Annotated in this window: 20 protein-coding genes; 10 read left to right on the plus strand and 10 right to left on the minus strand. The window is 40.8% G+C overall.

From position 1 onward, the window contains the following. Window positions 1-80: 80 nt before the first annotated feature. Window positions 81-323 (minus strand): hypothetical protein, encoded by a 243-nt coding sequence (locus IPJ16_05545; protein ID MBK7626655.1) that lies wholly within the window; start codon window positions 321-323, stop codon window positions 81-83. 179 nt (window positions 324-502) lie between these two features. Between IPJ16_05545 and IPJ16_05550 the strand changes: the two genes are divergently transcribed. Then, window positions 503-1,024, plus strand: coding sequence for a hypothetical protein (locus IPJ16_05550; GenBank protein MBK7626656.1), 522 nt, complete (start codon window positions 503-505; stop codon window positions 1,022-1,024). Window positions 1,025-1,113: 89 nt separating this feature from the next. Here IPJ16_05550 and acs read toward each other — a convergent pair whose 3' ends face one another. Both acs and IPJ16_05560 read right to left on the minus strand, forming a co-directional pair. After that, window positions 1,114-3,066: an acetate--CoA ligase gene (acs, locus tag IPJ16_05555; protein ID MBK7626657.1), complete on the minus strand. Its 1,953-nt coding sequence runs from the start codon at window positions 3,064-3,066 to the stop codon at window positions 1,114-1,116. A 53-nt stretch (window positions 3,067-3,119) separates the two neighbouring features. Beyond that, the gene (locus IPJ16_05560) at window positions 3,120-3,899 is read right to left on the minus strand and encodes a lipolytic protein G-D-S-L family (protein ID MBK7626658.1); all 780 of its coding nucleotides are present in this window, start codon (window positions 3,897-3,899) and stop codon (window positions 3,120-3,122) included. A 185-nt stretch (window positions 3,900-4,084) separates the two neighbouring features. On the opposite strand from IPJ16_05560, the gene IPJ16_05565 reads away from it, so the two are divergent. From IPJ16_05565 to IPJ16_05595, 7 genes are all read left to right on the plus strand, one after another. After that, the gene (locus tag IPJ16_05565) at window positions 4,085-4,639 is read left to right on the plus strand and encodes an RNA polymerase sigma factor (protein MBK7626659.1); all 555 of its coding nucleotides are present in this window, start codon (window positions 4,085-4,087) and stop codon (window positions 4,637-4,639) included. Then, window positions 4,636-5,433 (plus strand): HEAT repeat domain-containing protein, encoded by a 798-nt coding sequence (locus IPJ16_05570; GenBank protein MBK7626660.1) that lies wholly within the window; start codon window positions 4,636-4,638, stop codon window positions 5,431-5,433. Before IPJ16_05565 ends, IPJ16_05570 begins: the two co-directional genes overlap by 4 nt. A 95-nt stretch (window positions 5,434-5,528) precedes the next feature. Beyond that, complete coding sequence (locus IPJ16_05575; protein ID MBK7626661.1) at window positions 5,529-6,299, plus strand: DUF4097 family beta strand repeat protein; 771 nt, start codon at window positions 5,529-5,531, stop codon at window positions 6,297-6,299. A 67-nt stretch (window positions 6,300-6,366) separates the two neighbouring features. Then, entirely contained in the window at window positions 6,367-7,002 is a 636-nt protein-coding gene (locus IPJ16_05580; protein ID MBK7626662.1) for a DUF4097 family beta strand repeat protein, read from the plus strand. A 119-nt stretch (window positions 7,003-7,121) separates the two neighbouring features. Further along, the gene (locus IPJ16_05585; protein MBK7626663.1) at window positions 7,122-9,770 is read left to right on the plus strand and encodes a hypothetical protein; all 2,649 of its coding nucleotides are present in this window, start codon (window positions 7,122-7,124) and stop codon (window positions 9,768-9,770) included. Window positions 9,771-9,842: 72 nt separating this feature from the next. Next, the gene (locus IPJ16_05590) at window positions 9,843-10,781 is read left to right on the plus strand and encodes a family 43 glycosylhydrolase (GenBank protein MBK7626664.1); all 939 of its coding nucleotides are present in this window, start codon (window positions 9,843-9,845) and stop codon (window positions 10,779-10,781) included. 93 nt (window positions 10,782-10,874) lie between these two features. Next, window positions 10,875-12,146: a fibrobacter succinogenes major paralogous domain-containing protein gene (locus IPJ16_05595; protein MBK7626665.1), complete on the plus strand. Its 1,272-nt coding sequence runs from the start codon at window positions 10,875-10,877 to the stop codon at window positions 12,144-12,146. Between the two features lie 37 nt (window positions 12,147-12,183). Here the strand turns inward: IPJ16_05595 and IPJ16_05600 are convergent, their stop codons facing one another. Continuing rightward, the gene (locus tag IPJ16_05600; GenBank protein ID MBK7626666.1) at window positions 12,184-14,745 is read right to left on the minus strand and encodes a carboxypeptidase-like regulatory domain-containing protein; all 2,562 of its coding nucleotides are present in this window, start codon (window positions 14,743-14,745) and stop codon (window positions 12,184-12,186) included. A 176-nt stretch (window positions 14,746-14,921) separates the two neighbouring features. On the opposite strand from IPJ16_05600, the gene IPJ16_05605 reads away from it, so the two are divergent. After that, window positions 14,922-16,430 carry an NAD(P)/FAD-dependent oxidoreductase gene (locus IPJ16_05605; GenBank protein MBK7626667.1) on the plus strand — a complete coding sequence of 503 codons (1,509 nt, stop codon included), beginning with the start codon at window positions 14,922-14,924 and terminating at the stop codon, window positions 16,428-16,430. Between the two features lie 72 nt (window positions 16,431-16,502). Here IPJ16_05605 and IPJ16_05610 read toward each other — a convergent pair whose 3' ends face one another. Continuing rightward, window positions 16,503-17,375: a hypothetical protein gene (locus tag IPJ16_05610; protein MBK7626668.1), complete on the minus strand. Its 873-nt coding sequence runs from the start codon at window positions 17,373-17,375 to the stop codon at window positions 16,503-16,505. 272 nt (window positions 17,376-17,647) lie between these two features. Between IPJ16_05610 and IPJ16_05615 the strand changes: the two genes are divergently transcribed. Continuing rightward, a complete protein-coding gene (locus IPJ16_05615; GenBank protein ID MBK7626669.1) occupies window positions 17,648-18,646 on the plus strand; it encodes a hypothetical protein in 999 nt (332 codons plus the stop codon). 176 nt (window positions 18,647-18,822) lie between these two features. On the opposite strand, the gene IPJ16_05620 is transcribed toward IPJ16_05615, so the two are convergent. The 5 genes from IPJ16_05620 to IPJ16_05640 all read right to left on the minus strand — a co-directional run bounded on the left by IPJ16_05620 (window position 18,823) and on the right by IPJ16_05640 (window position 24,847). Next, complete coding sequence (locus IPJ16_05620) at window positions 18,823-19,407, minus strand: hypothetical protein (protein ID MBK7626670.1); 585 nt, start codon at window positions 19,405-19,407, stop codon at window positions 18,823-18,825. Continuing rightward, window positions 19,394-19,909 carry an RNA polymerase sigma factor gene (locus IPJ16_05625; protein ID MBK7626671.1) on the minus strand — a complete coding sequence of 172 codons (516 nt, stop codon included), beginning with the start codon at window positions 19,907-19,909 and terminating at the stop codon, window positions 19,394-19,396. The genes IPJ16_05620 and IPJ16_05625 overlap by 14 nt, the downstream gene beginning before the upstream one ends. Before the next feature lie 225 nt (window positions 19,910-20,134). After that, window positions 20,135-21,109 (minus strand): hypothetical protein, encoded by a 975-nt coding sequence (locus IPJ16_05630; protein ID MBK7626672.1) that lies wholly within the window; start codon window positions 21,107-21,109, stop codon window positions 20,135-20,137. A gap of 237 nt (window positions 21,110-21,346) precedes the next feature. Continuing rightward, complete coding sequence (locus IPJ16_05635) at window positions 21,347-22,309, minus strand: L-lactate dehydrogenase (protein ID MBK7626673.1); 963 nt, start codon at window positions 22,307-22,309, stop codon at window positions 21,347-21,349. Window positions 22,310-22,417: 108 nt separating this feature from the next. Continuing rightward, window positions 22,418-24,847 (minus strand): TonB-dependent receptor, encoded by a 2,430-nt coding sequence (locus tag IPJ16_05640; protein MBK7626674.1) that lies wholly within the window; start codon window positions 24,845-24,847, stop codon window positions 22,418-22,420. Window positions 24,848-24,957 lie beyond the last annotated feature (110 nt).

Raw genomic sequence — 24,957 nt, forward strand, 5'->3', positions numbered from 1 at the left:
TTAACGGTGTTACGGCATTACGGTGTTACGGCATTACGGCGATATAGCATTACGGCATTACGGCGATATGGCATTAAGGCTTACGACTTAGGTTTTCGGTCTTTGTTCCTCTCCCCCTCGCCCTTTCTCCTCTTCTCGCCCTCCTCAGAATATATTGGTTTGATTGGTGTTATAACAATCTCCTCATCGCACCCGGGACAATAGTAGATTTCACAGCCGGTGCAAACTATGCAATTTGAACAGTGTTTGTTCACTTTTATGCGGTCAAATTTATAATTGCATTTACCACAGATTATATATTCTTTGTCAATTATTGGAGTCATTTGGTGCTAAAATGTTGATTGCAAAGATATCCGGATTTTGTTTTGTTTATTTTGTACACTATTTTTACATAAAGAAAATTACAATTAATTATTACAAATGAACAATTCAAATTATCTGATTGTTAAGTATCAAATCTGAGTACTCTTCTTTTTAACATTATAAATTTAAAATTTACCTTATGAAAACCAGACTACTTTTATCACTGACATTAATTTTTGCACTAACAGGATGCGAACTGATTAAAGATAAGGCTACCGTACCTATATCTACTCAGCTGAAAGCCGATGTACCACTGGTTATTGTTACACCCGGAACAAAATCAGTTAATGCAATTGTCTTTAATAAATCACAGACACTTTCTCTGTCTGATAATACTGACATCAAACCATATCTTGATAAAGTAAAGGAGATTGATCTTAATTCGCTTGTTGTTACTGTTACAGGATTGACTGCAGGTCAGACAATCAATTCAGTAGCTCTCGATGTTACCGGTGTTGGTAATGTTTTTACCCAGACAAACATTACTTCAACAAATAATTCCTTTACTCCTACACTTGCAACAGGGGTTCTCGGACAGGTATCAACAAAGCTTTTGAATGATAAAATGATAACACTTACACTATCAGGAAATGTAAGCGGACCAATGAACATTACGGTCAGTCTGAATTTCGGTGTTGAAGTTGTGGCATATGTGCTCTAGGAGCTTAAAGTTTTAAATACAAACCCCGCATTATCAACGATATGCGGGGTTTTGTATTTTATAAAATATCAGAAGCCGGACTCCTGTTCTCAATCCAATTCTCCTCTGAGTTTAATCAGCACATCAACTACGGCAGGATCTGCCAGTGTAGTTATATCGCCAAGGTCTTCCGTTTCATTCGCTGCAATCTTTCTGAGAATCCTGCGCATGATTTTACCTGAACGTGTTTTGGGCAGTCCGGGGGCAATAAGAATCTGATCGGGTGTTGCAAAGGCCCCGATGTGACGGCGGACTTCGTTCCTCAATTCTCCGGCAAGCTCTTCATCAGCTTCGTAACCATCCTTGAGTATAACATAGGCAAAAATACCTTCTCCTTTTACTTCATGCGGACAACCTACCACTGCAGCCTCCGAACAGAAAGGATGAGATACCAGTGCACTCTCTATCTCGGCAGAGCCAATCCTGTGTCCAGATACATTCATCACATCATCAACACGTCCGGTGAGCCAGTAGTATCCGTCACTGTCGCGCCTTGCACCATCGCCGGTGAGATAGTATCCTTTAAATGTCTTCAGGTAGGTCTCATAAAAACGCAAATGGTCACCCTGGATTGTCCGGGCCATGCTGGGCCATGAACCTTTGATGGCAAGGAGTCCCGATGCCTCAACAGTTTTTAACTCTTCGCCCTCTGCGCTAAGGAGCACAGGTTCGATCCCGAAAAAGGGCAAGGTTGCCGATCCGGGTTTGGTGGGTATAGCACCGGGAAGGGGCGTTATAAGGATCCCTCCTGTTTCTGTCTGCCACCATGTATCAACTATGGAGCATCTCCCCTCTCCAACAACGTTGTAATACCATTCCCAGGTATCTGGATTTATAGGTTCCCCGACTGTACCAAGAATCCTGAGTGATTTTCTGTCATATTTCTTTACATACTCATCTCCTTCGCGCTGTATTGCCCTCAGAGCTGTTGGTGAAGTATAGAACTGGTTTACCTTAAGCCTTTCAACCATCTCCCAGTACCTCCCTGCATCGGGATAGTTCGGAACACTCTCAAAAAGAACAGTGGTGGCACCATTCAGCAACGGACCATACACAACATATGAATGACCGGTTATCCATCCAATATCAGCCACACAGGCAAAGATCTCCCCGTCCTTATAATCAAAAACATACTTATGAGTCATTGCAGTGAATAAAAGGTATCCGGCAGTTGTATGAGATACTCCTTTCGGTTTACCCGTACTTCCCGAAGTATAAAGCAGGAAGAGTGTATCCTCCGAATCCATCTGTTCAATAGGACAGTAAGGACGTTCACCTTCCATAGCCTCATTGAGCCATATATCACGGGGAGGATAAAAGGGAATCTTAGCACCGGTTCTTTTTACGACAAAGACATGTTCAACAGTTGGACATGCCATCACAGCCTCATCAGTCATACGCTTAAGAGGAATTATCTTTTTCCCCCTGACACCTTCATCAGCAGTAATAACTGCTTTGCATTTTGCATCATTTATCCTGTCGCGCAGTGACTCAGCGCTGAATCCGGCAAATACAACCGAATGCACTGCACCAATTCTTGCACAGGCAAGCATTGCATAAACTGCTTCCGGGATCATTGGCATATAGATTGCCACCCTGTCGCGCTTGTGAATGCCGTTATGCCTCAGCACATTAGCCAGACGCGATACCTTTCTCTGTAGTTCCCTGTAAGTGATCCTCTCCTCCTTACCGGGTTCATCTGCTTCCCAGATTATTGCTACCTGGTCGCCTCTGTCCTTAACGTGCCTGTCGACACAGTTCTCGCAGGCATTAAGGGTTCCTCCGAGAAACCAGGATACCAGACCTTCTGAGAAATCACAATCACTTACCAGCTGGAAATCGTGTTGCCAGTGTAATAGCTCATGTGCTTTCTTATCCCAAAATTCAGAGTTGTTTTCTATACTATCCGCGTAGATCTTTTTGTATTGTTCTAATGAGGAAACATATGAGTCCTTAAAAAGATCTTTGTTCGGCAGGTGAGTACCGGATACTTTTGTTGTCATAACAATAATATATATGATTAAACAAAAGTAAAAGCACTCTGGTTCAAAGAGGTTTACAGAAATAATGCATTCCAAATCCCTTCAGCCCAGAATTTACCGAGGGCTTCAGCACCTTTTTTGTTCGGATGAAGATAGAATGTGCCTGCATTACCCGACTCCGGTATCAGATCGGTGAGGTAATTCTCCTTAAAATAATCAAACGCTTTTGTATCGCCCATAAGAACCTGTCCCGGATTGGATTGAGAATATGAGGCAACAAGATTTTTTAATTCCGGAAAATATGTCTGAAGACGGGCCAGTCCGGCAGCAAGATACCGCGACCGGTTATAAGTGGTGATACTATACCATATTGGCTGCTGATAAACTACTTTGCATCCGGGAAAATCCTTCAGCAACTGATCAGTAATTGCTTTAATATTGGTTCGGTATTCTTCAGGATAGAGTGGAGCACCTCTTGGTCCCTCCTCAGCACTGTCGTTTGTTCCCAGCGAGATTGAGAAGACAAGTAACCGGGTCATATCGGTGTGGAAAAGCTTAACAGCAGCAATAACTTTCGATAATTCGCCATCAGCAGATGGTAAAAAATTAACTGTTGTGTACCCGCTCCGCCCCCGGTTCAGAACCTGTGCCGATTCGACCCCCTTCAATGTACGGATATGAGCAGTTGCGGTAGCCGGAGGTGCTGTCTCATTTGAATTCTCCAGCTGCACTCCCTGGGTTATGCTGTTGCCTATAAATACCAGATCAAGGTTTAGAGGTCCTGGCTGACCGGATAGGGGTAATATGGTGACTATCAGAAACAGGAGAGATGGTAAGAGGCGCCTTGTTTTCATGAAGTGATTAGGTTATTTGGTTATTGGGTTATTGGGTTATCAGGTGATTTGGTGTTATATTATTTTGATTAATCAAAAATAGAAAAATATTATGTTTTTGTGTTTTTTAAAATATTTTTCCTGTTTCGTTGTAACCATTTGTACTTTTACAAGTAACCAGAATAGAGAACAAAAAGAAACGAACAGTGGCAGATATTCCGGATGAGATAATAATGGAAAGGGTGAAAGATGGAGATCTTGCAGAGATGTCGGTATTGTTTGAACGTTATCATCTCAGGCTCTATAACTTCTTTCTTAAACTTACCCGGAATAAAATAATAAGCCAGGATCTTACCCAGAATTTGTTCTACAGGATGATAAGATATAAAAACTCATATAAAAAAGATCACAGCGTAAAATCATGGATGTACCAGATGGCAAGGAACCTTCATATCGATTATTGCAGGGAGGAAAAGAGATCTGATGACCTTTTCCTGAAAACCGACAGTTATCCTGTTGATATGACCGATGAAAATACCGGCTTCAAGGAGGATGATTATGAAAGACTTGATGAAGCTTTTGGGCGACTCAGCACTTCACAAAAAGAATTAATAATCCTGAGTCGCTATCAGGGGCTGAAATATGAAGAGATCTCTGAAATATTAAATCAATCTGTACCTGCCATAAAGGTTGCAATGCACAGAACGATTAAACAGTTAAGAGAGAACTATTTTAAACATAATAAAGACAAGGTATTATGAAATGCGAGGAAGCGGAAGCCAGGATAATAGATTATATCGACAATATCCTCGATGAAGAAGCAAAGAGGGAAGTTGAAAATCACTTTGATAAATGTGAAAGATGCACTGACATGCTAATTGAGAGCCGTAAGGTTATTCATCTTATATCGAATGAAGAGACATCAACACCAGATGACTCACTCCGAACCAACTTCTATCACATGCTTCATAGTGAGATAAGAAAAAGTGAAATGCATAACACTCAGAAAATCACTTTTCCTATAGATAGAAGATTTAATAGGAGCCTGATGAGAATTGCTGCAGGTATTGCCTTGCTTATTGCAGGAACATTTCTCGGAATGTTAATTCGCTCAGGAGCAGTTCGTTCTGCTGAACTGGATCAACTGAGAGCAGAAGTCTCTGAATTAAAAAAGAATACAATGTTTACAATGCTAAACGAATCTTCCTCAAGCAACAGGATACAGGCTGTCAGGTACGCAGAAGAACTTGAGATCCCTGATCAGAATGTAATTGATGTCCTTGTAAGAACTCTTAATAACGATAAAAACATTAACGTAAGGATGGCTGCAGCTTATGCACTCTCAAAATTTGCTGATCAGAATGCCGTATCCGACTCACTTGTTAAATCACTTACTCTGCAGCAGAATCCGATTCTGCAGATAACCCTGATAAATATTCTGGCAGAAAAAAATGAGAAAAGTGCATTCAAACCAATACAGCAGATAATAGCAAATAAAAATACTTTACCGGAAGTAAGAGTAGTGGCTCAGAATAGTCTCCGGACACTTATATGAGAAAAGATTGAATTCAATTTAAAATAGATCATGTCAGATTCGCGGTCTGCCATGTCAGAAAAGTTAATTACATAATAATAAATCTTATGAAAACTATGAAAACCAGCATTATAGCACTAGCAATTTTCTTTACCACAGGAATACTCTCTGCTCAGGAATATAAAATGAGCGTTCAGAATACAAAAGAGACACGACTTGTATTGAAAGACTTCAACGGGTTATTGCCAATTGAAGGTTATAACGGAAATGAGATAGTAATTACATCAACTTCCGGAAAGGTGGTTCCACCGGAAAAGGCAAAAGGATTAAAGCCTATATTCCCCTCAGGGACAGATAATACCGGAATTGGACTCGATGTTCAGAAGGCTGAGAATCTTATTACGATAACATGTCTTATCCCTTTTACTCAGGAAGGAGAATACAAGATCAGAGTTCCTGAGAATCTTGCGATTGAACTCTCCAGCGGATGTGAAAGATCGAATGACGTTACAGTATCAGGTATGAAAAACGAAATTGATATTAATACCTGTCATAATATTGATCTGAAAGATGTAACAGGACCACTGGTTCTGGCAACTATCAGCGGAGATATTAATGTCACTTTCAGCAGTATAAATGCTGCAAAATCATCATCAATTAATGCAATAAGCGGTGATGTTGATATTACTTTGCCTGCAAAGACACCGGTTGACCTTGAATTAAGAACCATTAACGGTGCATTCTATTCAGACTTTGACTTCTCCGACACTCAGAAAAATCTTAAGAAGGTTGGAGGTAACGTAATGAATCATTCTCTCAATGGAGGGGGATTCAAATTTTCAATCAACAGCATCAGCGCGAATATCTATCTTAGGAAAGGGAACTAACCTAAGTAGATTTCGGATTGCGGATTGCGGATTGCGGATTCAGTCAAATCATTAATAAAAAAGTTCAATGAAAAAAATTACAATTATTGTTGTAATCTGGCTTTGCTTTGCTTCGGTGCAGGCACAGCAGATAATAGAAAAACACCTGAGTTTTTCCGGGAAAGAATCAGTTAACCTGAAAATTCAGATCGCAGATTCCATTAAAATCATAACATGGAACAAAAACGAAGTATATGTGAAAGCTTCAGTTAATATAAATGAGAATAAAGATAATGAGGCCTATGAGACATCATTCGATGAGACGGGTAAGAGTGTAACAGTGAATGCCTCCTTCAGAGAAAACTACTTTAAGGGGAAGAACAATTGCTGTAATGAATCTGACATCTACTGGCAGATCTATATTCCGGAAAACACAAGATTTACGGTAGAATCAATAAATGCCGATATCACAATTACGGGGCAGACAACTGAAATGAGGGTCAAGTCGATTAGTGGTTATATAGATCTGGCTGTGCCTTCGGACAAAAAGGCGGATGTTGATTTTTCAACGATATCAGGAAGAATGTACTCAAATCATAATCTTGCTCTTAACAAGCAAAATAAAGGGATCCCTTCAAGAATAAACGATAAACTTAATAATGGCGGGCCACCTATTAAACTTGAAACAATCAGTGGTGATATTTACTTCAGAAAATCAAACTAACAGGTTTTAATTTATTCGTCCGGAATTATCCGGGTAGCTACACCAGGAAGTAAATAATAATAACTCCAGGTGCAGCTTTTCTACGCAGTGATAGTCTTTAAAAAAATACATATCAACCTATGTTAAAAAGAATATTGATTAGTCAGGTTCTTATAGTTCTTCTGACTAATGCCTACGCACTCACAATAGATTCAATAGTTATAAAAAGAACATATCAGACAGCTTATACTACAACTATTCCGAATATTGATGGGCTGATTGAAGATGAATGCTGGAACCTGGTAGAATGGAGCTCCAACTTCATTCAAACACATCCGGCAGAAAATAAGCCACCCTCACAGGAGACTGCGTTTAAAATACTTTATGACAATGATAACCTGTACATTTTTATCAGGGCCTTTGATAATGAGCCGGAAAAGATTAGCAGAATTATGTCACGAAGAGATAATTTCAGCGGAGATATGGTGTTCGTTGACATCGACAGTTACTTTGATAAACAGACAGATTTCCTGTTCGCAGCATCAGCCTCAGGTGCTAAGAGTGATGCAGCAGTGAGTCAGAATGGACAGAATGAAGATGATAGCTGGAATCCGATCTGGTATCTCGAAACATCAATTGACGATAAAGGATGGTGTGCCGAGATGAAGATCCCGTTAAGTCAGCTTCGATTCGGAAAAAAAGAAGCTCAGATCTGGGGACTGGAAGTAACCCGCAATATTTATCGAATCCAGGAACGCTCACAATGGCAGTTCATTCCTAAAGGTTCACCCGGAAGAGTTCATCTGTTTGGAGAATTACATGGCATTAACAATATAAAACCAAAACACCAGGTGGAGATAATGCCATATGCTGTAGCAAGAACCGAGAGGTTTGAAAAAGTAGATGGAGATCCCTTCAATACTGGCAAACTTTCAAAACTATCAGCTGGAATTGATGGCAAAGTGGCCATAACCAATGATTTTACCCTGGATTTCAGTGTAAATCCCGATTTCGGACAGGTTGAAGCTGACCCTTCCGAGGTAAACCTTACAGCTTTTGAATCTTACTTTTCAGAGAGAAGGCCATTCTTTGTTGAAGGGAAAAATATATTCGAATTCATGCCAAATCAGTCAATTGTGATACACAACATGTACTCCGACAACCTGTTCTACTCACGACGGATAGGCAGGTATCCACATAATTATCCTTCAACCGGCAGTAATGAATTTGTACGTATGCCTGAATCAACAACAATTCTTGGAGCAATGAAAATCTCAGGCAAGACAAAAAAGGGATTATCAGTTGGAATACTCGAGAGTGTAACGGCAATGGAGGAAGCACTTATAGATAATGAGGGATCAAGAAGAAAAGAGACAGTTGAACCTCTTACAAATTATTTTACAGGGAGGATCCAGCAGGATTTTAACAAAGGTGAAACAACTGTTGGCGGTATAATCACTGCAGTAAACAGAGATATCAGCTCTGCAACACTGGACTATCTTCATAGTGCTGCTTACGTGGGGGGAATTGATTTCCGGCATAACTGGAAAGAGAGAACATGGTATCTTGCAGGGAATGCTGAATTCAGCAGTGTGAGAGGGAAACCGGAGGCATTGATTAATACACAGACATCCTCTGCAAGGTATTTTCAGAGACCAGATGCTGATTACCTTTCAGTCGATTCCTCTATAACCTCACTCCCCGGATATGGAACATCATTAAAATTCGGAAAAAGCAGTCAGAAAAAGATCCAGTTTGAGACCAGCCTTACATTACGATCGCCCGGACTGGAATTCAATGATATTGGATATATGCGATATTCTGATGTCATTCACCATGGAACATGGATTGCATATTATATCAGGAATCCTTTCGCAATATTCAATAATTTCTACCTTAATACGAATTACTGGATGTACTGGAACTTCTCGGGAACCCTTTTATCGACACATACCAATGTGAACTTCAATTCGCAATTCAAGAACAGGTGGAGATTAAACGGAAATTTTAACAGGCAAAGTGAAAATATCTCTACAACATTGTTACGGGGAGGTCCTGCTATGATCCTGCCAGGGAGTCAGAGCTTTAATCTCAATATCGGTTCAGATCCATCCAAAAAGTTTTCATTCTTCATTGGTAATTATCATGGTTCGGGCGATGCTAAGAGCTCCTCAGGCCATGAGTACTACTCCAGTATTAATATAAGACCTCTGAATTCTATCTCTGTCTCGTTTGAACCGGGATACGGCATTCAGAAGTCAGAAATGCAATATGTAAATATGCTGCAGGTAAACGGGAATCCTCTTTACCTATTCGGTAAGCTTGACCAGAAGACTTTAAGTTTTACTTTCAGAGTTAATTACACTGTTAATCCGGAATTGAGTCTCGAATATTACGGACAGCCATTTATATCTGCAGGAAAGTACTCGGCATTCAAGAAAATAACAGATGTACAAGCCGATGTATTCAGGGAGAGGTACCATTCATTTACAACTGACGAAATTGAATACGATGCAACAAATAACGGGTATTCTGTTGACATGAATAATGATAATACGTATGATTTCTCATTCGGAAATCCTGATTTTAATTTCAGGCAGTTCCGTTCAAATCTTGTTGTCAGATGGGAGTACCTGCCAGGATCTACAATCTACCTTGTCTGGTCACAGGGAAGAACCAGTACTGATTCGAATGGTATGTTCTCATACGGAAACGATATGAAAGATCTTTTCAAAATCACTCCTCGTAATGTATTTCTTCTGAAGTTCTCATACTGGTTTGCAATGTAGTGCCAAAACAAACACTTTAAAAGATTTTGTACTACATTAGTATTTCGAAAAAACCTTTAATGAACTGTTTTAATGAAATACTTTACTCTACTGTTTATTGCTTTTGCTGCAGCATGCAGCGCTCAGCAACCGAAACCTGTCAATCCGGTATTTGAAGGCTTCTATGCCGATCCGGAGGCAATAGTTGCCGGCAAAGAATACTGGATCTTTCCAACTTATTCAGCACCTTACGGGAAACAGGTCTTCCTTGATGCCTTCTCTTCAAGTGACCTTATTACCTGGAAAAAACATGAAAGGATAATAGATACATCATCTGTAAAATGGCTGAAAAAGGCAATGTGGGCACCATCTGTAATTGAGAACAACGGAAAATGGTTTCTTTTCTTCGGGGGAAATGATATTCAGAGTAATGATGAAACGGGAGGTATTGGCGTGGCTGTGGCTGATTCTCCCGGCGGACCATACAAAGACTACCTTGGTAAACCTCTGATTGATAAATTTTATAATGGGGCACAGCCAATTGACCAGTTTGCGTTCAGGGACTCAAACGGACAGGTTTACCTTATATACGGAGGATGGCGCCACTGCAATATTGTGAAGCTGAAAAGTGATTTTACAGGTACTGAACCATTTTCCGACGGCACTATGTTTAAAGAGATAACCCCTGAAGGTTATGTAGAAGGTCCCTTCATGTTTATACGCAATGGCAAATACTATTTCATGTGGTCGGAAGGCGGCTGGACAGGTCCCGATTACAGTGTGGCCTATGCAGTAGCCTCCTCCCCTTTCGGACCATTTGAAAGGAAGGGCAAAATTCTTAAACAGTATCCGACTATCGCAACGGGCGCAGGACATCATTCTGTAATTAAGATGCCAGGTACAGACAATTATTACATTGTATATCATAGACGACCGCTTAACGAAACTGACCGTAATGCCAGGGTGGTATGTATTGACCGGATGGAGTTTGACGGGGAGGGGAATATTTTGCCGGTTGTGATGACGAAATAAGGTGCTGGGTGCTGGGTGCTGGGTGCTGGGTGCTGTTAATGATTTAACAGAGAAAATTTCATTATATTCCTGATTTGCTATAACTTGCAAATAATGAACCGGGCTTTATTTCCAACGTTAACAAGTACAGTATTTCTTATAATATTGTTGGTTAGCTCTTGCGACAAAGTAACAAAGTCGCATATTGCCGGAGGAACCACTATTTCGGCAATAACAGCCAAGGGGGCAACAATCGTAAGTCTGATAATATGGAACGGAGACACTGAGTTAACTGAATGTGGTTTCTGTTATAATACAACCGGGAATCCAACATTATCAGATTCATCTGTAGCGGTTGATGTTATTAAGGGTAAAATAACCTGGAAACCATATACTCTTAAGGGCGGAACAAAATATTTTGTAAGATCTTACGCAAAAAGTAAGTTAGGGACTGCTTATGGTCTGGAGGCAAATTTCACCACAAAACCCAATACAGTTCCAATTGTCTCAACTCCCTACATGTGGTCATTAACGCATAATTCTGCATCCTTCATGGGTTTGGGAGTCAGTACTGACAACACACTGGAGATCTTATCAAAAGGCATTTGCTGGTCAACCTCGAAAGATCCGACAATAAATGATAACAAGATTGATCTGGGACCAGGCACAGGTGACTTAGGCTGTATAATTGAAGGACTCACTCCCGGAACAGTTTACTATTTCAGGGGCTTTGCTTCCAACGAAGTAGGAATCTCCTACGGATGGACTAAGATAATAAAAACATACGACGGGTATATGACAGATTATGAAGGTCATATCTATAGTACAATCCGTCTGGGGAAACAGGAATGGATGAACCGTAACCTTGAGACCCGTTACTTTTCAAATGGAGAATTTATTAATACAACCGGCACTGCGACCATAAATATTGAACAGGAGGATAAACCAGTTTACCAATGGGCGTTTTTAGGACATGAGGATCACCCTGAACTTCTTGATGACGACGGAAGGCTTTATACATGGTTCACTGCCACTGACAGCAGAAAACTTTGCCCTGCAGGCTGGCATCTTCCCTCAATAGATGAGTGGAATGAGCTCTTAGTTCATCTGGACGGAAATCTCAGACAGTCGTATAACTGGGACTGGTCGAGACAGCTAAATATCACAGGAGCAGAAGGAGGATTCTGGGCTCAGATGGCAGGATTTCGTTACGCTAACGGGCAGTTCCCGTATGGCTCCAATTATGGAACTTACTGGTGGAGTTCAACAGAAGCATCTTCCACTAATGCATGGTCAGTTTATTGCAGACCTGCCACCTATGAGAAGGCAATACAATGGGAGGAAAACAAGAAAAACGGATTTTCCGTCAGGTGTGTTAAAGACTGAAATAAGGAATCCCTTGTGATGGACGGTAAGCTTAATTCTAAATATCAAACCGGAACTGCAGTCTGAATCCAGTGCCTGATACATTTGCATGATCCATGTATGAGAAACGTTTGATAAAGTCAATTCTGACAACATGAAGGATATTTGAGACACCTACTCCGGCTTCAACATATGGCTCTTTCTCAAGTGTATAGGTAAGAGGATTACCGTTTATGTCGGTCGGAAGTTTAAACAGTCCTGGCTGAAAATCAGGATTGTTCGTTTTAGTGACACCTCCGTAGAGAGCTTTTAAGGTTATTACTTCTCTCAGCTTCAGCTTCTTTAAAAGAGGAACCTTGTTAAAAATAAAGCCGTTAAAACAATGGTCTATATTCGCCGATACGTACTGATCGCTGACAAACTCCAGGAAGTTCATAAAATTATAGGAATTCATCTGGTAAGAGTAGGTCTGATTTGCACGATGCATAAACATCAGAGGGTAAGGCACCTTCCCGAAAACCTTTCCTGCTTCAAATGAAATATCTGTGTATCCGAGAACTGAAGCATAAAACCTCTTACTCACATCAAGCTGGAGCCGCAGATAGTCATAGTCGTTACCAATTGTTTTTGATCCGCCTGCCACATTAAGTTCAAGTACAGGATATCTCGAAGGATAAGGGAATCTGTATAATTTTCCCTGGTAGAATGTTTCATTCGGAGCGTAACGGAGATTCAGTTTTAATTCAGATACAACAATGTAAGGAGGGTCGTTAACTGCGGCAGCATAATCTAAAGTATTGAAATATAGTTTACCGACAGGCTCCTGATGAATATAATTGTAACCCAGGGTATATGAAAAGTGGCTCTCAAATTCATTAAAAAATTCTGCTCTGAAACTCCTGTTCAGGAATAATTTATCGTGGACTCCCCTTTTAAGAGATAGAAAAACATTATCCTCCTGTGTATACTCAAGCTCTTGCCCGGGGATCTTGGTATCTTTCTGTACACCAATTCTCAGATACTTAACAGGAAACTGATATATCGTATTCTTTGTAAGAGAGTACGTTATACCTGCATTATATTTTGTGACCCTGTCGTTAAGACCATATGCCATATAACCGTCGAGAGTCACTCTCTTGCTGAAATCTGTTGTTGTTTTTCCTCCGAATCGTAATCTCGGTCCCTCAGTAAGATTATAACTGAAAAAACTCTCAAAGGGTCCGATATCAACTTTACCGACATCGAGAAAACCTGTAGTTGCAAGATTGAAAAATACCATACTCCTGTTAAAAGCGGGGATCTTCTTAATGCTGTCAATTGTTGTATATACCCCCATTTCAGATTTAGAAAGCGGGGCAAACCGGTTTGAGGTCCAGTAGTCAGGCTTTTCAGATGCAGGATCGATCTTATCAATTTTATCGGGACCTTTCAAAAACACCTCATCGACCGGTTTATTGATTTCATAATCTTTGATATAAACAGTCCTTTGCCCGAAGAGTCCCAGGGAATTCTTAACGATACCGAAGTCAATCAGAATATCCTCCTTTGAGAGCAGCCACCCCTCGCTGCCATGCAGTTCAAAATCCTGAGTGATACTGATCTCCTGAACCCAGTCGATATTCAGATCCTCATTTATTCCGATATCAATCTTTCTTATGGCATAAGCGCTATCCATCGTTATATAAAGGTTTCCGTGGAAGAGGAAATCTGCTTTATTCCTAGGTTCAAAAAAGAGTTTTATACACTTTATATTGTTTTCCGTAAGGGTATCGAGTATATAATAACGATAGAAGAGAGGAGCTGTTTCTGCCACAGGACTGAGGAATTTGTTCGTCAGAAACAAGATATTGTTATCATAAATATTAATATCCTGGTACAGATAGTTTAAATATCCTGAAACCCCTTTGCTGTCGAGGTGCTCGTTAAGGTTCTCTGACTTCTCGGCAAGAACAACAGATTTTGAGGCTTCCGGTTTACTGCGGAAATAGTGATCAGACAGCGATTCCTTTATGAATATTGGCAAAACAGTATTACCAATCCTTTTGGTTGTATCAGCATTTTCAAAAATATATCTGAACTTACTGAATACACTTCCCTTTTTAAAATTCTCGGTTATATTACTTAAGGCAAACTGAATCTTATCATACTGCCTGTACCGGAGATAATCATACGACTCCTTTCTGTTTGATTTTTTGTTATTTATTACATTATTTATCAGATCAACCGCGGGGTTATTCCTGTTACTGTAATTCCTTCTTTTCGGACTTATTACCACCTCATCAAGGGTTATTACGGACAGAGCCAACTTTATATTTAATGTCTGTTCCTTATGCGGTATAATTTCATGAACCTGGGTTTCATATCCGATAAATGAAAAGCTTACAATTTTCACATCTGTGTTTGTTTCAACAATATATTTCCCGGCATTGTCGGTAAGTGTACCAACAGCGGTGCCCTTAAAAGAGACCGAGGCAAAAGGAACAGGCTCTCCGGTTTTTGCATCAGTAACAACACCTTTAAGAATCGTTTTATCAGAATTCTGTGAATAGGAATCCTCGCTTATTAAAAATGAGGAGAAAAGAGAAATTAAGGGCAAATATTTAATAATGAATAATCTCATCGGAAAAAGTTAGGAAATTTATTGCACATACAAAGTTAACAAAAAGCTTTGCGAACGAGCATATAACATCAAAATGTCACAAATGTTTAACGCCGTGTGACCCCGGTTTCTAAACAGATAACGATATAATTAATTCAATATTTTGACTAATTTTAACTGATCAAACAGTCTTTATCATGAATAATAACGACAAATCAGTAATAATTATCGGAGCAGGATTCGCCGGTCTGGCAACAGGGATCTATGCCCTGATGAATGGTTATAAAACAGAGATCTTTGAGATGCACAACCTCCCGGGAGGATTATGTACTTCGTGGGACCGCAAAGGATATACCTTCGACGGATGTATTCACTGGCTGGTCGGATCAAATCCGAAAAGCGGGATGCACGATATGTGGGAGGAGACGGGAGTGATACAGAACAGACCAATAATAAATCTTGATGAATACTTCAGGGTTGAGGATTCATCGGGAAGAACTGTTGTGTTTTATAATGATGTTGACCGGCTAGAAAAGCATCTGCTTGAATTTTCACCGAAGGATGAGAAACCTATAAAGAGGTTCACACAAGGCATCAGGATGTGCATTCCATTTGACTCGCCCTCCAAACACGATCCGTTTTATATTAAGATTAAGAAACAGATCAGATCTGCATCGATCTTCATTGCCAACGGAAAGAAGATGCAGGACTGGATGAAGATAACTGCCGGGGATTTTGCAAAAGAGTTCAGCGACCCTCTTCTTGCAGAAGCATTCAGACAGATGTGGATCCCGGAATTCTCGATGTTCTTCATGCTGTTTACTTTTGCATACCTGCATACTAAAAACGCAGGGTATCCGATTGGAGGATCAAAACCGATGGCACTAGCTCTTGAAGCTAAATATAAAGAGCTCGGCGGCAAAATCAATTATAAAAAAAGAGTCAGCAGGATACTTACCAGCGAAGGTAAAGCAACAGGAATACGTCTGGACGACGGCACTGAACATACAGCGGGCAGGGTAATTTCTGCGGCAGACGGACATGCAACAATCTTTGATATGCTGGAAGGTAAATACGCCGATAAGAAGGTCCTTGAGCCCTATGAAAAATGGCCTCGTTTTGCATCATTGTTATATGTCTCACTCGGAGTTAACAGGCGTTTTGACGAAGTGTCAAAAACTGTGTCGGGCATGACATTCAAACTCAAAGAACCGGTAATGATAGCCGATAAGATGCGCGAATGGCTGTCGGTGCATATCTTTAACCAGGACAGTACTCTTGCCCCTGACGGTAAAACTGTATTAAATGTCATGCTCGAATCGGACTATTATTTCTGGAAAAGTCTTGCTGAGAACAGAAAAAACTATGATCAGAAGAAGGATGAGGCTGCAAAAACAATCATTAGTCTGCTTGAACAGCGATTCCCCGGGATCACTCCTCTTGTTGAGGTTACTGATGTGGCAACACCTCTCACTTTTGAACGATATACCGGTAACTGGAATGGCTCCTTTGAAGGATGGCTGATCACTCCGGAAAATTCCGGAACACTGATGAAACCTATGTCGCAGACACTGCCCGGACTCGAAAAGTTTTATATGTGCGGTCAGTGGGTTGAACCGGGAGGCGGGCTGCCGACTGCACTGATGTCGGCTAAGAGGCTGGTGAAGAAGTTCTGTAAGGAGGACGGGGAGAAGTTTAGGTGCTAGGTGCTGGATGCTGGGTGACCGATGGCTCGGCGTAGTCTCCAGACTTCGCTTAGCTAAACTTAATCCGAATGTCTAAGGTTTAATTGCGTATTGGTTGATCCACGACTTAAGGGTTATCTCCTTGGTAATTGTTCCGTTTGACCAGATAGCTTTGTCGTCACATTCACCGTTTCCGTAATTCAGCTCGGAAACTTTTTCATTTTTTATATATGTGACAATTACACCACTCTGGAAGTGCGGGCAGGAAACCATTCTGTAAAGAGGAGTTGTTATTTCCTGAACCACCTCTTTTCCGTTTTTCTTAATAAATGAACGTCCCGTAATCCATACTTCATTATCATCGTATGATGAATGGTTGGTTCCCCTGTTGCATATACGGGTTCTTTCAATTTTGCGTTCTACCAGAAGTTCTCCATTTGTTTTTCCAATTAACTCGGTGTTTTTCAGTTCAAAAACAACATAACCATTCTCGTCAAGTCCCTTATTTATTACAAGTCTTTCACCGGAGATCTTCAGGTCATTAAAACGATAATCAACCAGATCAGCGTGCCGTTCAGTTCCCTTAGTCCAGTATGGTCCAGTTATATGAACTACAATTTTCCCTGCCCTGAAGTTTCCCTCCGGATCAGTACATCCTTCCCCATATTCCAGAGTGACAGTTTTTGGAAATTTTGATGCAGCAGGAGTCTCAACCGTAACTGTGGCATTACATTCAGCAACATCTGATTTCCCTGTGTTAGTATTATAATTCAGGCTTTCCAGTTTAATAATCTCCTTGTTTATCTGATCATCGGCTTTGTTAAGTACCGTCTCAAATACCGCATCTTTTTCCGACTGCTGAACAAGATCTTCAATCTGAGCAGGTGAGGAATCTTTCCTTGCACATGAGATAATTATAAAGAGTCCGGAGATCAGAATGAATGAAGAGAATCCTGTGTTCTTCATGATTTTCTTACGGTTAGGTTACGGTAAATATATTAAAAACATTGATAATGCAAACAAAATGTAATAAATATGATGGGGGACGGAAGACGGGAGACGGAAGACCGGAGACCGGAGACCGGAGACGGAAGAGTATCTTCGGGCAATAATCAGAGGGACTTTCAGTTTATTAATAGTATGTGAATGATGTAACTCTTAGTGTTAATTATATAACAAATGAGCTACTTAGGATGGTATCTTTAAAATCACAAAAAAGTCAACTAAAACAACTTCATATGAAAACAGATGACAACGGTAAATCCAACCCTGTAAACGAAAATGCAGGAAACAATAAGATTGAAAAGGAGAGGCTTGAAAATGAAAAGAGGATCATGGATGAAGGAGTGAAAAAGGGAGTCATGACCGCTTCTATTGTAAGCTTTATTGTACTGCTGACTGTTGGAATAGTAGTTTTTTTACTATACAGCAGCCAGCATAAAAAACTTCTGAATTTCATGGAGTCACAGAAGGTTACTTTAACAGACAAAGTATCTGCCCGCGATTCTTTAATAAGCGAATGGATTATGACATTTGACGAGATTGAGAAAAATATCGCGATGATCAAGGAAAAAGAAAAAGTGATAACAGTTAATTCAGCTAATTCCGAGATATCAAAAGACAAGAAACAACAGGTACTTGAGGATATTAAATATATAAACACTCTTCTCGATCAGAATAAGAAGAAGATTGCATCTCTTACCGCGCAGTTAAAGAAATCGGGCGGAACACTGAAAGTTCTGCAGAATAAAATCACAGAACTGGAAGCTACAATGAAAGAGAATGAGACAGAAATTGAAGAACTCAAAACTGCCCTGGTTGACAAAAACTTCGAGGTTGAACAGCTAAACACACAGATGACATTCTTGCAGGATACCATTGCACAGAAAGATGAGACAATAAGTAACCAGAAATACGAGATGAACAAGGCCTTCTATGCATGCGGTACATTCAAAGAACTTAAAGCCAAAGGCCTTTTAACAAAAGAAGGAGGATTTATCGGAATCGGAAAAACTGAAGCCCTGACCGGAAACTTTTCTGATGATGCTTTTATACAGATCGATTTAACACAGACGAAGTCAATTCCTGTCAATTCGAAAAATGCTAAACTTATTTCTGAGCATCCCGAAGGATCATATGAGTTTCTTCGTGATGCTGATAAGAAGATCATCTCCCTGGAAATTAAAGACCCGGCGCTATTTTGGAAGATTTCAAAATATGCTGTTGTGGAACTGTAAATCGAGTCTGCAAAACTAAATATAAAACCTTAAGCTCGGCGAAGTCTCCTGACTTCGCCGTTAAGTATAATGCAGTCTGGAGACTGCAACTTATTATAAGCGAAGTCTGGAGACTTCGCTTAGCGGAGGTTTACGGCATTAGATAGATGTATTATATAATATAGGCGATAGAAGATTTAATACGTCTGTTCAGTATTTATATTCTTCCTATGTTCCAGATCATTAAGGAAAGTCCCATAATCTCGCTTCCAGTTCTTCTTGCCTGCCAGAAAGCCAAAAACACATAAAGACGGAAAGAAGATACACCATATTACAATCAGTAATATCAGGTTATCAGTGTGATGAAGAAGACTGTTAACAAAAACTAATCCTCCGCCGGTACCCAGCATTAAAAGCAGTGGTATTACAATCAGCCAGTCTATCACTTTGAAATATTTTAGATTCTCCTCTGCCAACAACAGAAAATCTTTTGTTGAAAGTGTGAAACTTGATGCCGGAAGCGGTCTGAATCTGAGAAAGGAATATATTGCTCCGAGAATACAACCAGCTCCGAGAAGAAGCATCCCTTCTTTTGACGATATGGCAGTATTTCTCATAATCGTTAAGTAAATAACCGAAAGCAGAATCAGAAATCCCGACCAGTATACAGACTTTTTCCTCTGCGCGGCCTGATAGGATTTAAAAAGTCCGATCATCTCGTCCATTCTGTTAAGGGAAGAACTCTTATTGCTTTTCCCTTTCTTAAAGTCATCTAGTTCCATTTTTCTCCTCCCATTCCTTTTTAATCTGTTCCTTAATCCTGTGTAATCTTGTCCTGGCATTGCCTTCGGAAAGTCCTGTGATCTGGGCAATCTCTCTGTACTCAATGTCCTCCAGATAAAGAGAAATCAGTGTCTTGTCAACTGGATTCAATTTACTTTTAAAGGATTCAAAAAAAGCCAGTTTGGCTTCTTCCTCTTCAGTATCAGCATCATTTTCGCCAGCCTTGTCAGCATGATCAGGCATAGAGATATGGACAAACATTGCAGAGCTCTTTTTCAGTTTCGCAATATTTGAAAGGCATACATTAACTGCAATCCTTCCAATCCAGGTCCTGATCTTCGATTCTCCACGGAAGTTCTTAATATTAAGCCAGACCTTTAATAGTATTTCCTGATAGACATCTTCAGCCTGATCGCCTCTGCCAAAGAAATGGCAGCAGATGTTAAAAATCATTCTGTCGCTTTCCTGAATTGCTTCCCTGAACATTTGTTCCTGGTCCATAGTTATCCTTTTGTAAATTAGACCACAATCTGTCACAAATGTTACATAAAAAGAATTTTAATGCAAAGCCCCTGGCTTGGCGAATTTTCCAAGATTCACTGTAAAGAGTAATGCAGTCGGGAGACTGCAACTTATTAAAAGCGAAGTCTGGAGACTTCGCTTAGCAGAGGTATTTTCATCTCCAATTCTCCTCTTCTCCCCCTCTCCTTTTCTCCCCTTCTTTCCCTACTGGCACTTCAGGTTCTTCAGCTGTATCTTGGATGGTTCTGCAAACGGACCAAAGGCTGAGTTCTTAAATGATGCGCATGCTTCAGCTATGAGTCCTTTGCCTTCCTGAGCCAGACCAAGCTGGAAATAAAACTTGGCTTTTGCCTCAGCGGCACCTGTCTCGAGGTCTAATCCGCGCTGAGCATATTCAAGACCTTTGTCGAAATCCTTCTTCTTGTTATATACATCGGAAAAATAATAAAAGAGGTCTTTGTCATCACCATATTTCGATGCTTTAGTCAGCAGAGAGAGAGCATCATCGAGCTTCTCAGCCTGGTTGGCTTTGGAGCCAGCACCACGGAAATATCCAAGTGCCAGTGTTGATGCCTGCTTTGTCTTGGCTTCATCGTTTGCAGCCTTCACCTTTTCGAGATATGAATCGATAGTCTGCTCAAATGAATCAGAGTCATTCTGCTTGATGTAAATAAGTGCTTTATTATAGATGGCATTAATATAGTCGGGATTCACTGCCAGCAATGAGTCGAAGGTAACCAGTGCATTCGGGAAATCGTTTTTGGTGAAATAGCCGGTAGCCTGGACGTTGAATGCCTGAACAAGAGTTTTTGAAGCATTATCTTTATGAACCTGTGTTCCGTATTTCTCAGCAACTGAAACGGCTGTACGCGCTGCTTTCATGATCTCGGGAGCAGGTTTCTTTTCTGTGATGGCAGCTGTGACGAGTTTTAAGTATAGTCCGGGCAAAGCTGCTGAAGCTTTTTGTTTCAGATCAGCTGCAGTCTCTCCTACCTGGTCGGCAAGGGTAATTGCTGTTTCAAAAGCCTTAATTGCGGCAGGTACATCAGTCTGAGAAGCTTTAGCCCCTTCATTAAATGCCTGTATTACCGCATTACGGTCCTGTGAATATGCAACAGTTGTCAATAAAGCAGATGCAACAAATATCCCTGCAACTTTTCGTAGAAGCTGTGCTGTCATTTTAGTTCAGATTAAATTGTTATTAATAATTTATGTTGGTAAATATAGAAAATAATATATTCTGTCCAAATAATGTGACAAATTGCATCTGAAAAGGCTGGAAGCCGGAAGACCGGTGACCGAAGCAAAGAATTGGTGTCATTCGGTGGTCATTTGCTTCGCGTCATTTGGCTGTGCCGTCATTTATGGTCATTGGTTGTCTTACAATTGAATGACTATCGAATGACCATTGAATGACTATAATAGCGAAGCAATGGCATCCTTCAGCACCTCTGCGGAGTGTTTCAACAATACAAGTTCTTCAGGAGCCAGCGGACCGTCAACTATCCTCACCACTCCCGAATCTGAAATAATTGAAGGGACACTCAGGCAGACATCACTAAGTCCGTATTCGCCATTGAGGAGTACTGAAACGGTAAGTACACTGTTCTGATTCCTCAGTATTGATCCGGTTATCTTCACAAGAGAGAGTCCGACAGCAAAATGTGTTGAGCCTTTTGCATTTATAATATGATAAGCCGACTCACGTACCTGCTTTTCAATATTCATTCTTTCCTTCTTCCAGCCCTGACAGGCGTTGCAGAGAGGACAATAGTTATCAATTCCTATCCCTCCGATATTTGTCATCGACCAGGCAGCAAACTCACTGTCGCCATGTTCTCCGAGAACATAACCATGCACATTATGCACATCAACATTGCAGTGAGTTGAAATAAAATGCCTGAAGCGGGCACTGTCGAGCACTGTTCCTGAGCCGATTACCCGGCTGCGGTCCCAGCCCGACCTCTTAAGAGCAACCCAGGTTAGCACATCCACCGGGTTGGTGACAATAAGCATAACACCCTGCGACCCGCTTGCAGCAACCTCCTCAGCAACAGATCCCACAATTGCTGCATTCTTTTTCAGCAGATCGAGCCTTGTTTCACCTGGTTTCTGAGCGGCACCTGCCGTAATAACAATCAGATTTGCATCGGTAAAATCCTTGCCCGATCCCTGACGTATATTTACCGTCGGGAAAAATGGCTGACCATGAACCAGGTCAGATACCTGTCCCTTTGCCAGCTCCTCATTTTTATCTATTATTACTATCTCATTAGCCATTCCGGTTTGTGCAAGGGCATAACAGTAGGTTGCACCTACCGATCCTGCACCAACCACCACCACTTTTCTCCCGCCCAGGTTTTTAATATAATTTTCCATTTCGAATATATTTCATCTGTTAATTAATTAACAGACAGGGGATGGTATTGTTCATCCCCCCCTCTCCGATCCTCCCCTTCTCCGCTTCTCTTAGAATGACAAGACTTCCTACTGTTGCGTTGTAGTTGTACCCGAGGATTCTCCGCCGCTTTTTAAATCGTCGTTTCTGATACCTCTCCGTGCTTTCTTCACCTGCAGATCGAGCTTACCGAAATTATAGGCTACGTTTATCCTGAGGTTTTGGGCAGGATATGAATTCTCCATATGAGAGAAGAATGTTATATCCTGCGATTCGCTTTTGTACGTCTTCCTGTACCAGAACGGGTCTGTGGCAGAGACAGAGAGCATAAGTTTGCGCTTCAGGAAATACTGAGAAAGGCTTAAGCCTGTGTAAAAGAATGATGAAGACCTTCCCTGCAGCATAATGCTCGAAGAATATAATCCCACATTGACATTTACCGAGCCGTCTTTCCAGAGTGTCCTCCTCCCTCCTACATAACCCTGATAGCTAAAGCCCTCGTTATTTATAGAATAGGCTGTCATGGCTTCAAGCTTACTGTAGGTTACTCCGCCGTTGAAAAAGACATTGAGCTTACCGGAGGGACGGTATGATAGATAAGTGTTTAATCTGTAAAGCTGATCCTTTCCGATGTTTTCGTAAGTGCTGGCTGTAGATCCGTTTGATTCAACTCTTGAGATCCTCTCAATTGAATTATTGGCAAAACTTGAAGAGGAGGTAACTGAAAAATTGAATTTGGGTGCAAAGTATGTATACCCAAGCTCGAATGAATGCGACACTTCAGATTTCAGCATGGGATTACCATAACTAATATTGAGCGAATCGCTGTTGTTAACATAAGGATTCAGGTACCAGATGCCTGGCCTCGAAAGCCTTTGGGTATATGATAGTTTTACTGTCTGGCCCTGTTTAGGCATGTATGAGAAAGTAATGTATGGCACCAGGTTGAAAAGCCTGTTCGTAAAATCAGTGTTGATGCCAGAAGTCCGGGATGTGCCATCGTTCCACGTCCGCTCAAGACGCAATCCGGCTTTTGTGCTGAGCTTCTTCCACTTAATCAGATAACCGGCATACAAACCCATTATGTACTGATCATAATCGAGATCATTCACATTGTCGAGTTTTATGTTGTCGCGAATGATCTCGGAGCTGCTTATGTTTTGCCTCAGGATGAATTTCAGTCCTCCTTCAATCTGGTGCTTCTTTGTGATCGGATCATAGTAATCTGCCTGGAAAGTCTGTTCCCTTCCCACAGCCTCATTCTCCGAGACCTGGCTGTATGAAGGATAGTTTACTAATCCGTCCACACCGCTGTTGTTCCTTGAAAGCCGCGGATTATTATCGAGCTTGTAGGAAAAGGTGAGGGATTTGTCGGGCTTCTTGTAAGTCTTTTGATAGTCGATATTCCCCGAGAGGAATCCTGCTTTGTTGGTGCTATTTATATGGTTATTATACAACCGGGTAATATCATTATCGGTATTCATGTACTGTGTCTCGGAAAAGCTGTTATTCTGGTAATTGCTCTGAGATCCCCAGAAAGCGAGACTGATAAGATTAAGTGAATCTATATCATAGCTTGCCTCACCCTGGTAACCGTTGGATAACCCTTTGTAGTTGCTGGTGCTCTCTGAAGCTGAATAATGATAATCGGAATTATTAAAATATTCGGTGTTACTTATTGTACGCGATTCGGGCTGAACGAACTGGCTGCCGTAATAACGTGATGATAAACTGAATTTTTTAATTTTTACAGCCAGGTAAGCACCCAGGTTAACACTTCCCCGGACATCAACACCTGAGTTGATGCTGCCATTGTACCCGTTTATTGTTTTTTTGGCTGTAATAATATTGATTATCCCTCCGACACCCTCAGCATCATATTTTGAAGAAGGGTTTGTGATAACCTCTATGTCTTTTATTGTATTGGCAGGAAGACTCTTTAAGGCCTCCTTGAAGTTTGCAGACATCATTGAGGAGCTCTTACCGTTCACAAGCACTTTGAAATTTGACTGACCGTTAAGAGTTATATTTTCCTCGGCATCAACTGTAATGAGCGGGACTTTCCGAAGCATTTCCAGAGCGTTGTTAGCCTGTGCCTCTGGATCAGCCTCCATGCTGTAGGTGATCTTGTCGGGATCAATTCTAACAAGAGGCTTCTGAGCGGTTACAGTGACCTCTTTCAGCATAACTCCCTCTTCCATTATCAGTTTTCCCAGATCGGTTCTCGGCTGGGATACCACTATTGGTATTTTAAATTCCTTGAAACCGACTGAGGAAGCAGTTAAAGTATATTTAAGCGGAGCTGTCAGACTGACAGTGAACTTACCTGTTGCATCGCTGGCCATTGCCTTTACAATCTTTAGACTATCGTTTTTAATCATTACAGTGGCAAAAGGAACACCTTTGCCTGTGGTTTTCTCAACAATCTGTCCGCTTACCTGGTAGCTGGTAACTTTATTTTGTGCCGGTAACAGTAAGGAAACAGTAAGGCTTAACAATAACAGACATAAATATTTCATAAGAAAAGTATAAGTGAATAAGAATGAATGAATACTGTGTTTAATTCAACTATAACGAATTTATAACTAATTTATTAGTATTACAAACAAATAATTAGTTAAATGCGGAA

The organism is Bacteroidales bacterium, assembly GCA_016709865.1.
In the GTDB taxonomy this organism is placed as follows: domain Bacteria; phylum Bacteroidota; class Bacteroidia; order Bacteroidales; family VadinHA17; genus LD21.